Below are 12713 nucleotides of genomic sequence, written 5' to 3'. Positions count from 1 at the left end.
AAGGCTTCTCCTTCTTGACTGCGGTCGTGTCGCGGTCGGCAGGGGGGGCACGAGCCGATCCGGACGAGGACGAGAAACGGCCCGGCCGGTGGCGATCGTCGCCGAAAGAGACTCCGGCCGAACGTGAAAAGGAATGGGTGCACTCGCGGAGCTGTCGTCCGCACGAATCGGGAGGCGTGATCGCGGCGCCCGTGAATCGGGAGCGCTGATACGACAGCACACCGCGAGCGAACTTGTCCAGCCCTGGGCTTCTGCGGGGGTGTCGCGCGAGGGATCGCCGAGCGGGGCCTCCGGAAGCTACTCGTGGGTAGCAGCCGAGGGGCGGCCACTCGTTCGTGACGGCTCACGGGCGCAGAGTGTTTCGGCTTCGTTACGACGTCGTTCACCTGTTGCACTCCGGCGAGTTTCGGTGCATGCTGCGACTGCATCCAAAAATGTATGCAGTTTGGAGGTTGGAGCGTGAGCATGTCCCATGCGTCGACGGCTGTTCGGCCCCTGTCGGTGTCGGATCCCCGGCATGCCGAGGCGACCGACTTCTTCCACTACGAGGCCGAACTGCTCGACGATCTCGAGGAGCGCACATGGCTCCGCGAACTCGTGAGCAGGGACATCGTGTACCGCGTCCCGGTCCGGGAGACCGTCGAACGCGCTCGCGGCCGGGGCTTCGCGGAATCCAGCTTCCACCTCGACGAGACCTACGGATCGCTGGACTCGCGCGTGACCCGCGGCGAGACTCGGTACGCGTGGGCCGAGGACCCGCCGTCGCGCATCCTGCACTTCGTCACCAACATCCGAGTGCGGCCGTCCGACGACGAGGACCTTCTCGACGCGCGGAGCAACATCCTGATCTTCCGTACCCGGCAGGATCAGACCTCCGCGAAACTGCTCTCCGGCGAGCGTCACGACGTGCTGCGCCGCGAGGACGGGCGCTGGCGACTGCTGCGCCGCGTCGTACTGCTCGATCTCACCGTGATCGGCACCCACAACTTCTCCCTCTTCTTCTGAGCACCGCCTTTCTTCCCGCGCACCGTCCACCAGGAGGGCAGCCACATGAATCCCGCGACGAGTCAGCAGTCGCCACCGCACAGCCGTACGTCCACCGCGACGCCGAGTACGGCCGAACTGCCCCCGAGGGTGCGCGAATTGATCGATCGGATCGACTCGGGCCTGCCCGCGGGCAGGGTCCCCGCAGCGATTTTCGGCAATCCCGAGGTCTACAGCACCGAACTGCGCAAGATATTCGGCCGTGCCTGGGTGTACATGGGTCACGAGTCCGAGATCGAAGCGGCGGGCGATTACGTCGTTCGCAAGATCGGCGAGGACTCGTTCGTCGTGACGCGCAGCGAAAACGGCGACGTCAACGTGCTTTTCGACGCGTGTCGGCACCGCGGCGTGCAGATCTGCCGTGCCGATTCGGGCAACTCGTCGCACTTCCGGTGTCCGTACCACGGGTGGACGTACTCCTCGGACGGCTCGCTCGTCGGGGCGCCGCTGTGGAAGAACGCATTCGGCTCGATGGACAAGAAGCGCAACGGCTTGGCGAGGGCCGCACAGGTCGAGTCGTTCCACGGATTGATCTTCGCGACTCTCGACCCGACGGCGCCGCCACTGCGCGAATACCTCGGTGGGATGGCCTGGTACATGGATCTCGTCTTCGGCCTGGATCGTGACGGCGTCGAGGTTCTCGGCAAGCCACAACGATTCGTGGTGGACGCGAACTGGAAGTCGGGCTCGGACAGCTTCTCCGGCGACGACTACCATCTCGGCACCCTGCACAAGTCGGTGTGGAGCATCGGTGCTTTTCCGGTTCCGTTCAGCGAGAACATGATGGGCTACCACATCCAGGCGTCCCCGGGCCACTCGCTGTCCTTCTCGATGGCCGAGGACGCCGACGAGCCGGGACCGAACTTCTTCGGCTTCCCCGAGTCGCTCGCCGAGCACTTCGACAGTGTGAACATCACGCCGGAACAGCTCGAGGTGGCACGCCGATCCCGTGTCGTCGTCGGCAACGTCTCCCGAACTTCTCGATTCTCGCGCTCCCGATGACCGAGGACGGCGCGAACCATCCGCCCACCGGCATCCTGACGGTGCGGGTGTGGCAGCCGATCGGGCCGGGTCAGTTCGAGATCTGGAACTGGTTCCTGGGCTACAAGAACATGACCCCCGAGCAGAAGGATCGCGCGTATCGCGCTGCGCTCGGGACGTTCTCGCTCAGCGGGTCGTTCGAGATGGACGACACCGAACCCTGGCTCACGGTGGCGCGCACCGGATCGTCCGTCGCGGGAGAGCTTCTCGACTTCGAGCTCAACTACGAGATGGGCATGCCCGGGATCGGGATGGCGACGCCCGTCTCCGACTGGCCCGGGCGGGCAAGGTGTTCTGGACGCGGTACGAGGAAGGCGTGCAGCGCAACCTGTATCGCTTCTACGTCGAGATGATGCGGGCGCAGCCCGGCGAGTGGCCGGAGTTCGAGTTTTGAGCGCGGACAGCGGAGTCCGCGAACGCTACGCGGCCGGCGGACTCATGGGAAGACTGACGTTCGGGTCACGACCCGCGGTCGTGGTCGTGGACCTGCAGTACGGCTTCACGCGGCAGACCTACGGCCCGGGCTTCGATCTCGACGACGTGGTCGAGTCGACAGCGACGCTGCTCGCCGCGGCGCGTGAACGCGGAGTCCCGGTCTGGTTCACCACCATCGCCTTCCCTGAGGACGGCAGCGGCGTCGGCGGCACCTGGCTGACCAAGATGCCCGCGATGACGGGATTGCTCGAGGGACACCACAGCACCTTGATCGACGAGCGGCTCGACGTCGGTGAGGGCGACCCACTCGTCGTCAAGCAGACGGCGTCCGCCTTCGCTCACACCGATCTCGCCCGGCAGCTTGCCGCGGCCGGCGTCGACACCGTTCTCGTGGTGGGTGCGACGACATCGGGATGCGTGCGCGCGACCGTCGTGGACGCGTGTGCTCACGACCTCCCGGCCTTCGTGGTCCGCGACTGCGTCGGCGATCGCGAAGCCGGCCCGCACGATGGTGCGCTGCTCGACATCGACGCGAAATACGGCGACGTCGTCTCGCTCGAGCGGGCTCTCGAACTCCTCAGGGGGCTGTCATGACGGCCGTTCACCCCGACGACCTGCTGGCACGTGACGTGGCCGGGCGCTCCGCGCTGTACCGAGCTCCCGACCCGAGCCTCGCAGCTCGCGTCGTCGCCTCGACTCCACCGCGGCTGGTCGTTCCGGGCGCCGAGAGCCCGGAGTGGGGCCTCGGCGACGAGCGCCGGCTCGGCTTCTTCGGTGACAGGCCCGCTGCTCCCGACGTTCTCGCCGAACTCGAACGCTCCGGCCTGCGCGGCCGCGGCGGCGCCGGATTCCCGGCCTTTCGCAAGTGGACGACGGTGGGTGGCGCGGACTCGGACACCGTCGTCGTCGCCAACGGACACGAGGGCGAACCCGCGTCCGGCAAGGACCGCTGGCTCCTGACCCGTCGTCCCCACCTCGTGCTGGACGGCCTGCTGCTCGCGGCCCACACCATCGGCGCGAGCGAGGCGATCGTGTACCTGTCCGACGAGGGCATCCGTGCCGTCGTCGACCGCGCGATCGCGGAGTGCCGCGACGCCGGGCTCGTTCCCGACGGCCTCGTCCTCCGGACCCACGTCGCCGAACACACCTACGTCGCCGGAGAGGAATCGGCGGTGTGCCGCTCGATCGACGGCGATCCCGCGAAGCCGACCAGCAAGCCCCCGCGCCCCTACGAGGCGGGGGTGCACGGCCTTCCCACCCTGGTGAGCAACGTCGAGACGCTCGCCCACGCTGCGTGGATCATGGTGCACGGCGCCACGGAGTTCGCATCGGTGGGAACCGAGAGTTCCAAGGGCACAGCACTGTTCACGCTCACCGGCGACGTCGCGTCGCCTGGCGTGTACGAGATGGCACTCGGCCGTCCGATCGCCGATCTCGTCGCGGCGGGCGGCGGCCGGGAGATCACCGGTCTCATGGTCGGTGGCTGGTTCGGCGGCATTCTCGAGGCCGACCACTTCGCGGTGTGCTGCTGCTACGACGCGCTGCGCGGCATCGGCAGCGGGCTGGGCTGCGCCGCCGTCACCGTACTCGGCCGCGACGACGACCTGCTGGCCGTCGCTGCGGAGCTCGGCGAGTGGTTCCGCACCGAATCGGCGATGCAGTGCGGGGTCTGCGTGAGCTCGACCGGCGCCATCGCACGCTCGCTCCGCAAGGTCGTGCGCGGCGACGACGACCCGGTGCACCGAACCAACCTGTTGCGGTGGGGAACTCAGATCACCGGGCGCGGCGCCTGCGGATTCGTCGACGGCGCCGCGACACTCGCCCTGTCGGTGGGGGCAGAACTGGAACGCCGTGCCCCGAAGGACCCGGCGGTCCCGAGAGAGGGGTCACGATGAGAGTCGCGGTCGACGCCACGAAATGCGACGGATACGGGACATGTTTCGAGATGTGTCCCAGCGTGTTCCGGTCCGACGAGTGGGGCTACGCCTCCACCGTCGGCGACGGCACCGTCCCACCCGACCAGGCGGCGGTCGCCCGTCGCGCGATCTCGCTCTGCGCAGAGCAGGCGATCCGCGAGCTCTGACCGCTCGCCCACCCGCATCACGATTCCACCCGATATCCCCGGAGAAGACTCATGTATCTCGGACTCGAAAAGGGCGTCGCCTTCGTCACCGCAGCCTCACGCGGCATCGGAAGGGCGGTCGCCGAACGGCTCGCGATGGAGGGAATGACCGTCGTCGCGGCGTCGCGTTCCGTCGGCTCAACGCCCGAGGATCTCGGGGACGGCCGGATCGTGCCGTTCGAGGTCGATCTCGCCGACAGCGAAGCGACCGCCGCGCTCGTCGACTCGGTCGTGGAGCTGCACGGCAGCCTCGACGTCGCCGTACTCAACACTCCCGGCCCGAAGATCAAGCCCGTCCTCGACATGACGTGGGCGGACTGGCAGGCCGCGCACGATCAGTTGCTGCGTCCCGTCGTGCAACTCGGCACGAGCGCCGCCCGCGCGATGCGAGCACAACAGGCCGGCGCGATCGTGCTGCTGTCCTCGACGTGGGTACGCCAGCCTGCCCCCGGGGGCGTGCTCTCGTCGTCGTACCGCGCCGCGGCGTCGGCGTTCGTCAAGACGCTCGCCACCGAGCTCGCCCCCGACGGCGTCCGGGTCAATCAGGTGATGCCCGGCGCCACGGGGACGGATCGGATGCAGGGGATCGTCGAGATGAAGGCGACCACCAACGGCTCGACCGTCGACGAGGAGATCGCGAAGGTCGTGCGTGACATTCCGCTCGGCCAATGGGCGGAGGCGACCGAGATCGCCGACGCCGTCGCGTTCCTCGTGTCGTCGCGCGCGTCGTTCGTCACGGGGACGTCGCTGTCGATCGACGGGGGCGCCGTCCGCGGCGCGCACTGACGCCGGCGCCCGCACCGGACCACATCACACGCACAATCGAAGGAGCACCACAATGCCTCGTACTCTCACCGAGAACTTCGTCGAACAGTTCCGGCTCTGCAAGGTCACCGGGAACGAAACCGTCGGCATCATCGCCGAACTCGGTCAGAAGGACGAGTACGTCGCCGCGGCCGTCGCCGCGGCGCGTCAACTCGGCGCGGGTGCGCTCGTGCTCCATGCGTCGAGCCTGTCGAACCCGAATCTGCCGCCCTACCAGGCCGACGGCCGCGAAGTGGCGCCGCTACTCGCCGCGGCGGGCGAATGCGACTTCGTCGTCGACGTCACGGTGGGAGGTCTGATCCACTCGGACGTCCGTACCCGGATCACGGGCAACGGCAAGCGCATGCTCTTCGTGGCCGAACCGAACGACGTGCTCGAGCGACTCGCCGGTGACGCCACGTTGCGATCCGAGGTGGAGGCAGGCGGCGACAAGCTGCGTTCCGGCTCGACCCTCCACGTCACCAACGCCGCGGGAATGGATCTCACTGCGGACATCTCGGGCACGGACCTCCCGATCACGCATCAGTGGGGCTACGTCGACGAGCCGGGCCGGTGGGATCACTGGCCGTCGGGCTTCGTCGCGTGCTTCCCGAACGATCGCACCGCAGAGGGACGCATCGTGCTGCAGCCGGGCGACGCGCTCATTCCGTGGCAGCGCTACGTCCAGGACACGGTGACGATCGAGGTCGAGAAGGGCTTCATCACGTCCATCTCGGGCAAGGGAACCGACGCCCACGTGCTCGAGGACTACTTCGCGGCATGGAACGACGGCGAGGTGTTCGCGCTGAGCCACATGGGCTGGGGCCTGCTCGAGCGGGCGCGCTGGTCGGCCTTCGACGTGTACGACGCGCGCAGCCTCTACGGACAGGAACTGCGGTCGACAGCAGGCAATTTCATGTGGTCGACCGGATCGAACCGCTTCGCGGACCGAGAGACCCCGGCACATCTGGACGTCCCGATGCGCGGCTGCACCGTCGAGATCGACGGAGTCGCCGTCGTCCGCGACGGCAAGCTCGTCTCGCAGTGACCCCACTCGCTCGACAGGAGAGGTGAACCATGGACAAGAGCGCGATCGAGAACGCGATTCTCGCGATGGCGCGTGACGGCGAACTGCTCGCCGCCGTCAAGCAGGACCCCGCCCGAGCGCCCGAACTGCTCGGCGTCGACAGGGAGTGGGCCGAGACGATTCTGGCCGGCAACCGCGATCGGCTCCGGGCGATCGGCTTGAACGACGGGCTGACGATCCTGGTGAGCCGCTGGTTCAACGACGATCTGGGCGACGGGGCGAGCGCCGGAAAGTTCGTCGTCGACGACTCGCTTCCGCTGCCGACCCCGGATGTGCCGGCCAATCTCGTCTTCGCCGGCGGATGCTCGCACGTGCCGGACCTGTTGGCACGTCCCGAGATCGACCCGGAGGACGCCGTCGGACGGCTGCTCGCGGGCTACGAGCGGCTCGCTCGTGACATCGCCGCGGCGGACCCCGACGTGATCCTCGTGTCGGCCGACTGCCACTTCCAGAGCTTCGACACCGGGCACTTCGTGCTCGGCGTGGGCGAAGGACACCGGGGATCGATGGAGTTCTTCAAGCGCCCCGATCTCGACCTGGAACTGACGGGGCATCCGGAGTTCGCGCGCGCACTCGCCGACGCGGCGCGGGCCGTGGGACAGGAAGTCGAGGAGGCGCCGAAGGTCGAGCTCGATCACGGCCTGATCGTTCCGTTGCGGCTCGTGCTGCCGCGTCCCGACCTTCCGGTCGTTCCCGTCATCACCCAGCCGGCGCGATCGTTCTCACCGTTCAATGCCCGACTGTTCGGTGAATCGATGCGCACGGCGATCGAGGAGTCGGGGCTGCGCGTCGCGTTCCTCGCGACGGGCGGACTGTCGCACTGGCTCGACCCCGGGCATTTCGGTGGTGTCGACACCGAATACGACACGTACCTACTCGAACTCATGCGTACCGGCCGCGGCCTCGACATGTGCTCGCTCGAACCGTTCCCGCTGCTCGAGCACGGCCAGTACGAGATCATGAACTGGATGATCATGCTGGGTGCCGCAGGACCCGCGGTGCACGGCTCGGTGTACGCGTACGAGCCGATGGAAGCGTCCGGCGGCGGATGGACCGTCGTGAACATGGATCTCGACGAGGCTCGGGCACGCTCCGGTCGGCAGGTCGTCGGGGCGGGCAGCTCATGACGTCCCGCACCCTGCGCATCGGACTGACCCAGTGGCACGCGACGACGGACGTCGAGGCCAACGTCGCGACCGCCGTGCGCTGCATCGAACGTGCGGCGGAAGGCGGCGCCGCCGTCGTGGCGCTACCCGAGAACGGTCTGATGCTCGGCACCAACTCCGAGATGCGCGCGGCGGCGAGCGGGGTGGACGGCGACCCGGTTCGGTCGCTCCGTGACGCCGCACGACGGTTCGGCGTCGTGGTGGTCCTCGGCGGAATGAAGAACACGACCGACGACGGAGTATTCAACTCGGCGTTGGTGATCGACGCCTCGGGTGAGATCGCGGGCCGCTACGACAAGCTTCATCTGTTCGACGCGAACATCGGCGGCCAGTCGTTCGAGGCGTCGTCGGTCGAGAAGCCCGGCTCGGAACTCGTCGTCGTGGATGTCGACGGCGTGCGGCTGGGCTTGACGATCTGCTACGACGTACGGTTTCCCGAGGTCGCGCGGGCTCTCGCGGTCGCGGGAGCAGAGGTGATCCTCGTTCCGGCGGCGTTCGTGTACGCGACCGGAGAAGCGCACTGGCACACACTGTTGCGCGCCCGCGCGATCGAGAATCTCGCGTACGTCGTCGCTCCCGCGACGGTGCGTTCGGCCGACCCCGAGTACACCGACGGCTTCACGACCTACGGGCATGCGCTCGCCGTCGGGCCGTGGGGGAGCGTGCTCGCCGATCTCGGCGACGCGACCGAAGCCGTCGAGGTTCTCGAACTCGACATGGCGGAGGTCGAGGCGGCGCGTGCGAAGCTGCCCGTCCTCGGGGGACGTCGCGACCCGAGCGTCTACGCGTCGCAGCCGCGGGTGCTGTCGGTGGCGAGCAGCCGGTCCGTGGCCGGGGGCAGCGCGAAGGAAGGAGCAGCGTGATGACGGATCCGGCCGACCGCGACGGGCTTCCGGCAGGAGTCGTGCAGGCGGAGCCGTGGAACGGCATCGGCAACGAGTTCACCGGCGTGCGATTCCGGAAGGTGTTCACCCGCAACGGTGAACGCCTCCAGATCGACGTTCCCCGCTCGGGTTCCTCGATCCTTCTGGACCCGATGGCGCTCGAGGTCGTCGCCGACCAGAAGCCCGAGTTCTTCACGCACCTCATCGCCACCCGGCTCGGGGCTGTGGAGGACTGAGGCCGTGTACGTCGACGCGACGACCGCCGGGCAGGGCGAGAAGTCACGACGAGGCGACGCCGTCGACCGGATCCATCACGTGATCCGGGAGCGGATCGTCTCGGGAGAGATCAGGCCGGGCGTCGCGCTCTCGCAGGTGCGTCTCGCCACCGAACTTCAGGTGTCCCGGACGCCGCTGCGTGAGGCGCTACGCCGGCTCGAAGCGGAGAATCTCGTGGTCAATCAGGCGAACCGCGGCGTCGTCGTCGCACCCGTCGCGCTCGGCGACGTCGAGGACTCGTACGCGATCCGTACCCTCGTGGAACCGTCGCTGCTGACGGCGACGCTGGAGACGATCTCGCAGGACGACATCACGGCGATGTCGACCGCCCTGATGCGGATGAAGGAAGCCGCGGTGACCCCGCGAGACTTTCAGCTCGCGCACTGGGATTTCCATCGGATCATTCTCGACCGGTTTCCGCCCGGCATCCGGTCGATGATCGAATCGCACCTCACCATCATCGACCGTTATCAACGCATGTACTTCCAGAAACCGGCTGCCGCAGAAGATCTCACGAGCGTCGACGAGATACTGCTCGACGCCGTGCGTTGCGGCGACGCCGCGCTCGCGCAACGGTTGCTCGAGTTCCATCTGCTCGACACCGCGCTGGGGGTCATCACCGCCGCGGAACCGACACACCGATTCGGCTCGCTTCCGATCGCCCTCGCCGGTGTGGGTATCCACCTCGGTTCCGGGGACGAACTCGAACCCCGGCATCTCGAGAACGCGCTCCCGCTGGGGATCCGCTGGTCTCGGGGGTCGGGGCCCGACCCGGCGGTGTTGCCGGCGCTCCGCACGACCAACTTGTGCACGGACGCCCCGTGCACGACGCGACACTCTCCGAAGGACTGACACCATGACCAGCACTCATCGCATCGGGATGATCGTTCCGAGTTCGAACACCACGATGGAGACCGAGATTCCGGCGATGCTGAACGCCCGCGCGGAGATCCGGCCGGAGCGCTTCACATTCCACTCCTCGCGGATGCGGATGCAGCACGTGACGCCCGAACAGCTCGCGGCGATGGATGCGGATTCGCTGCGGTGCGCGGCGGAACTCGCGGATGCCCGCGTCGACGTCATGGCCTATGCGTGCCTCGTCGCGATCATGTCGCAGGGCCGCGGATACCACTGCGAATCCGAGACGAAGCTCGCGGGCATCGCGGAACGGGAAGCGGGATCGGCGATCCCCGTGCTGTCGTCGGCCGGGGCGCTCACCGAGGCGCTCGCGCATCTCGGTGCGAAGAAGCTCGCCGTCGTCACCCCGTACATGAAGCCGCTGACCGCCACCGTCTGCGACTACATCGAACACGAGGGCTTCGACGTCGTGGACTCGCTGTCGCTCGAGGTTGCCGACAACCTCGAGGTGGGGCGTCTCGATCCTCGGAACCTGCTCGATCACGTCGAGAAGGTCGACACATCCGATGCCGACGCGCTCGTCCTCAGTGCGTGCGTGCAGATGCCGTCGCTGCCGGTGCTCGACGAGATCCAGAGCCGCTTCGAGATTCCCGTCGTGACGGCTGCGGCGGCGACGACGTGGCGGATCCTGAACCGGCTCGGACTCGATCCCGTCGTGCCGCGAGCGGGCGCACTGCTCGCCGGCTGACGGCCCTGTCTCACTGCTTCGGTGGGTACACCAGATGCAGGTTGGAGGTGATCGTCCGTGGCAGGACCGGATCGGAATCGAGCCAGTAGACGGGCGCGGGGCGCACGATGTGCCCCTCTGCGTCGTGCTCGATCACGATGCCGCGTCCGCGCATCGCCACGAGCAGCGAATCGAAACGGTGATCGGGGTCGGCGTCGAGCACGAGCCCCAGCGCTGCGTCCACGAGATGGAACTCGAGGATCCGGCGCGCCGACGCCGACGCGTGCTCCCGAAATGCCGTGAGCAGCGCGTCGTCGAGCTCGATGAAGTCGTCCGGGGTGCGCTGATGCGAGAGATAGACGCTCTGGTGCCGGTGGATGCGGGTGTGCATCGTCTCGGTGAGAGCACGGAACGAGCCGGGGTAGCGCTCGAGCGCGACTTGGTGGAACTGCTGATGGGCCTTCTGAAAGCGGCGGCTGTGATTGCGGTGACGCCGCATCTGTTCGAGTGCCTTGGCCATCGCCGCGAAGTCGGCGTCGGTCAGGTGGTCGATGACGGCCGCGACGGTGGGCGGCTCGACGAGCAGGCGCAGTGCGTAGCTCTCCTCCGTCTCGGAGTTGACGATGGGCGCGACGTGCATCCCGCGATTCGCCTCGGCGACGAGCAGTCCGTCGGCCTCGAGGCGTTGCAGGGCCTCGCGCAGCGGGGTACGACTGACCTCGAACTCTGCCGCGAGCTGTTCCTGCGACATCCGCTGTCCGGGCTGGTAGACGCCGTCGATGATGCGTTCGCGCAGCGCCTGATGGACCGCGTCGACGGTCGTCCCGGCCCGGGTGCGCCGTGTCGGTGCGCTCATGTCGTCCCCCTCGGCCCCGCGACGGGGCACTCCGATGTGCATACAGTTCTCGAACAGTACGCGCTCGGCGCGGTTCGGGGTGGGAACTGTGGCACGAGCGACGCGACCGGGTTCCGGTGCGACGGCCCGGCGTCACGTGTGGCGGCATGTCGCGAAGTGGAAACCGGACTGTTACCTACGGCTATTCCCAACGGGCCCTTGAAGAGTCAAACTGTATCCAGTTCTGCACACAAGGTACGTCCAACCGAAGGCGTCGAGCCTTCCTGTTGATGGAGGTGTGGCGATGCCGACATTGCCCACGCAGAAAACCCAGGTCGACGAGGACTTCAACGCCTCGGCGGTTCCTCTCACTGCGCGGCTGGGCCGATGGCAGGTCACCATGTCGTTCTGGTCGCTGCTGTCGGCGATGGTGTGGCTCTTCTACGGAGCCCTCGCCGCGAGCCTGTTCGGCACCATGAACGCGATCATCGCGATCGCCGCTTCCGCCGTGGTGTTCTCGCTCGTCAACATCGTCATGGCCAGGCTCTCGCTGCGGCACGGAGTCAACTCGACATTGTTGACGCGCAACATCTTCGGACGCTGGGGCTCGCTGCTCACCGCGGTGCTCCTCGCGGCGACCGTCCTCTACTACGCGGTGTTCGAATCCAGCACGCTCGCACTCGCGTTCGCCGAGTACTTCGGTGCCGGCGACATCCGGATCTGGTACGCCGTCGTGGTCGTCGCGATGCTTCCGCTCATGCTCGGGAGCGTCCAGTCGTGGATGGCGAAGCTCAACGGCTACCTGCTTCCCTTCTACTTCATCGGTCTCGTCGCGACGCTCGTCGCCGCGAGCGTGAAGTTCGGCGGCGACTCGGCGTGGCTGTCGTTCGAAGGCGTCGTTCCGGCCGAGGGGCGCACGCTGCCCGGCTGGGTGCTCGGATTCATCCTGTACATGGGCATCTACATCACGATGCCCACGACCGCGGACTTCGCGCGATTCGGTCGTCGTGAGGACGAGCGGTTCCACGAGGTCGTGACTTTCGGCTGGGTCTTCTACCTGCTGCTGTTCGTGGTCAACGGGGTCGCCGGTATCTACCTCGTCCAGACGGTGCTCCCGAACGAGCCTGCCTCCGAACACGGCGTGGTGCAGGCGGTCCTGATGAGCCTCGGCCTGTTCGGACTGCTGTTCATCGTGATCTCGCAGACCCGCGTCAACAGCGTCAACTACTACGTGGCGAGCACCAATCTCGAACGAATCCTCCACTCGCTCAGCTCCGTTCGACTTCCTCGGGTCGTGTGGGTCGGCGCCGTTGCCGTCCTGGTCTTCCTGCTGATGCTCACCGACGTCTTCAGCTACCTGCAGACGGCGTTGAACTGGCAGGGTGTACTCGTGATCGGCTGGGTCGGAGTGGTTCTCACTCACTTCGGGCTGAC

General features: G+C 67.4%; 15 protein-coding genes. 14 read left to right on the top strand and 1 reads right to left on the bottom strand.

Translation table 11 applies throughout. The annotated features are described in order from the left end of the window. Positions 1-465 precede the first annotated feature (465 nt). Genes RR1_RS20840 through RR1_RS20785 form a run of 13 tightly spaced genes read left to right on the top strand, consistent with a single transcriptional unit; the run spans position 466 to position 10465 of the window. On the top strand, positions 466-1005 hold the full coding sequence (locus RR1_RS20840) for an aromatic-ring-hydroxylating dioxygenase subunit beta (protein WP_071990772.1): 540 nt from the start codon (positions 466-468) through the stop codon (positions 1003-1005). Positions 1006-1050: 45 nt separating this feature from the next. Next, positions 1051-2046, top strand: a complete 996-nt coding sequence (locus RR1_RS20835) for an aromatic ring-hydroxylating oxygenase subunit alpha (RefSeq protein ID WP_081634226.1) — start codon at positions 1051-1053, stop codon at positions 2044-2046. Further along, positions 2043-2438 (top strand): SRPBCC family protein, encoded by a 396-nt coding sequence (locus RR1_RS21730; protein WP_010839601.1) that lies wholly within the window; start codon positions 2043-2045, stop codon positions 2436-2438. Before RR1_RS20835 ends, RR1_RS21730 begins: the two co-directional genes overlap by 4 nt. Positions 2439-2475: 37 nt before the next feature. Then, a complete protein-coding gene (locus RR1_RS20830; protein ID WP_051111281.1) occupies positions 2476-3114 on the top strand; it encodes an isochorismatase family protein in 639 nt (212 codons plus the stop codon). After that, positions 3111-4415 (top strand): NADH-ubiquinone oxidoreductase-F iron-sulfur binding region domain-containing protein, encoded by a 1305-nt coding sequence (locus tag RR1_RS20825; protein WP_010839599.1) that lies wholly within the window; start codon positions 3111-3113, stop codon positions 4413-4415. Before RR1_RS20830 ends, RR1_RS20825 begins: the two co-directional genes overlap by 4 nt. Continuing rightward, a complete protein-coding gene (locus tag RR1_RS20820; RefSeq protein WP_010839598.1) occupies positions 4412-4603 on the top strand; it encodes a ferredoxin in 192 nt (63 codons plus the stop codon). Before RR1_RS20825 ends, RR1_RS20820 begins: the two co-directional genes overlap by 4 nt. A 51-nt stretch (positions 4604-4654) precedes the next feature. Next, the gene (locus tag RR1_RS20815; RefSeq protein WP_010839597.1) at positions 4655-5428 is read left to right on the top strand and encodes an SDR family oxidoreductase; all 774 of its coding nucleotides are present in this window, start codon (positions 4655-4657) and stop codon (positions 5426-5428) included. Positions 5429-5480: 52 nt separating this feature from the next. After that, complete coding sequence (locus RR1_RS20810) at positions 5481-6494, top strand: 2,5-dihydroxypyridine 5,6-dioxygenase NicX family protein (protein ID WP_010839596.1); 1014 nt, start codon at positions 5481-5483, stop codon at positions 6492-6494. 29 nt (positions 6495-6523) lie between these two features. Then, the gene (locus RR1_RS20805; protein WP_010839595.1) at positions 6524-7660 is read left to right on the top strand and encodes a DODA-type extradiol aromatic ring-opening family dioxygenase; all 1137 of its coding nucleotides are present in this window, start codon (positions 6524-6526) and stop codon (positions 7658-7660) included. After that, on the top strand, positions 7657-8562 hold the full coding sequence (locus tag RR1_RS20800) for a nitrilase-related carbon-nitrogen hydrolase (RefSeq protein ID WP_010839594.1): 906 nt from the start codon (positions 7657-7659) through the stop codon (positions 8560-8562). The genes RR1_RS20805 and RR1_RS20800 overlap by 4 nt, the downstream gene beginning before the upstream one ends. After that, positions 8562-8819: a hypothetical protein gene (locus tag RR1_RS20795; protein WP_040774692.1), complete on the top strand. Its 258-nt coding sequence runs from the start codon at positions 8562-8564 to the stop codon at positions 8817-8819. Before RR1_RS20800 ends, RR1_RS20795 begins: the two co-directional genes overlap by 1 nt. Before the next feature lie 4 nt (positions 8820-8823). Continuing rightward, entirely contained in the window at positions 8824-9711 is an 888-nt protein-coding gene (locus tag RR1_RS20790; protein WP_010839592.1) for a GntR family transcriptional regulator, read from the top strand. Between the two features lie 4 nt (positions 9712-9715). Next, positions 9716-10465: a maleate cis-trans isomerase family protein gene (locus RR1_RS20785; protein WP_010839591.1), complete on the top strand. Its 750-nt coding sequence runs from the start codon at positions 9716-9718 to the stop codon at positions 10463-10465. 10 nt (positions 10466-10475) lie between these two features. Here RR1_RS20785 and RR1_RS20780 read toward each other — a convergent pair whose 3' ends face one another. Further along, complete coding sequence (locus RR1_RS20780; RefSeq protein WP_010839590.1) at positions 10476-11300, bottom strand: GntR family transcriptional regulator; 825 nt, start codon at positions 11298-11300, stop codon at positions 10476-10478. Between the two features lie 283 nt (positions 11301-11583). On the opposite strand from RR1_RS20780, the gene RR1_RS20775 reads away from it, so the two are divergent. Beyond that, on the top strand, positions 11584-12713 hold a 1130-nt coding region (locus RR1_RS20775; RefSeq protein ID WP_040774694.1), incomplete at its 3' end, for a purine-cytosine permease family protein.

This window comes from Rhodococcus rhodnii NBRC 100604 (assembly GCF_001894925.1).
In the GTDB taxonomy this organism is placed as follows: Bacteria; Actinomycetota; Actinomycetes; order Mycobacteriales; family Mycobacteriaceae; genus Rhodococcus_F; species Rhodococcus_F rhodnii.
The sequence above is the reverse complement of the archived record's forward strand: the minus strand, read 5'-3'. Positions and strand labels throughout refer to the sequence as shown.

Coding starts and splice junctions, on each gene's coding strand:
- RR1_RS20840 (WP_071990772.1), top strand. CDS start 466: ATGTCCCATGCGTCGACGGCTGTTCGGCCCCTGTCGGTGTCGGATCCC.
- RR1_RS20835 (WP_081634226.1), top strand. CDS start 1,051: ATGAATCCCGCGACGAGTCAGCAGTCGCCACCGCACAGCCGTACGTCC.
- RR1_RS21730 (WP_010839601.1), top strand. CDS start 2,043: ATGACCGAGGACGGCGCGAACCATCCGCCCACCGGCATCCTGACGGTG.
- RR1_RS20825 (WP_010839599.1), top strand. CDS start 3,111: ATGACGGCCGTTCACCCCGACGACCTGCTGGCACGTGACGTGGCCGGG.
- RR1_RS20820 (WP_010839598.1), top strand. CDS start 4,412: ATGAGAGTCGCGGTCGACGCCACGAAATGCGACGGATACGGGACATGT.
- RR1_RS20815 (WP_010839597.1), top strand. CDS start 4,655: ATGTATCTCGGACTCGAAAAGGGCGTCGCCTTCGTCACCGCAGCCTCA.
- RR1_RS20810 (WP_010839596.1), top strand. CDS start 5,481: ATGCCTCGTACTCTCACCGAGAACTTCGTCGAACAGTTCCGGCTCTGC.
- RR1_RS20805 (WP_010839595.1), top strand. CDS start 6,524: ATGGACAAGAGCGCGATCGAGAACGCGATTCTCGCGATGGCGCGTGAC.
- RR1_RS20800 (WP_010839594.1), top strand. CDS start 7,657: ATGACGTCCCGCACCCTGCGCATCGGACTGACCCAGTGGCACGCGACG.
- RR1_RS20795 (WP_040774692.1), top strand. CDS start 8,562: ATGACGGATCCGGCCGACCGCGACGGGCTTCCGGCAGGAGTCGTGCAG.
- RR1_RS20785 (WP_010839591.1), top strand. CDS start 9,716: ATGACCAGCACTCATCGCATCGGGATGATCGTTCCGAGTTCGAACACC.
- RR1_RS20780 (WP_010839590.1), bottom strand. CDS start 11,300: ATGAGCGCACCGACACGGCGCACCCGGGCCGGGACGACCGTCGACGCG.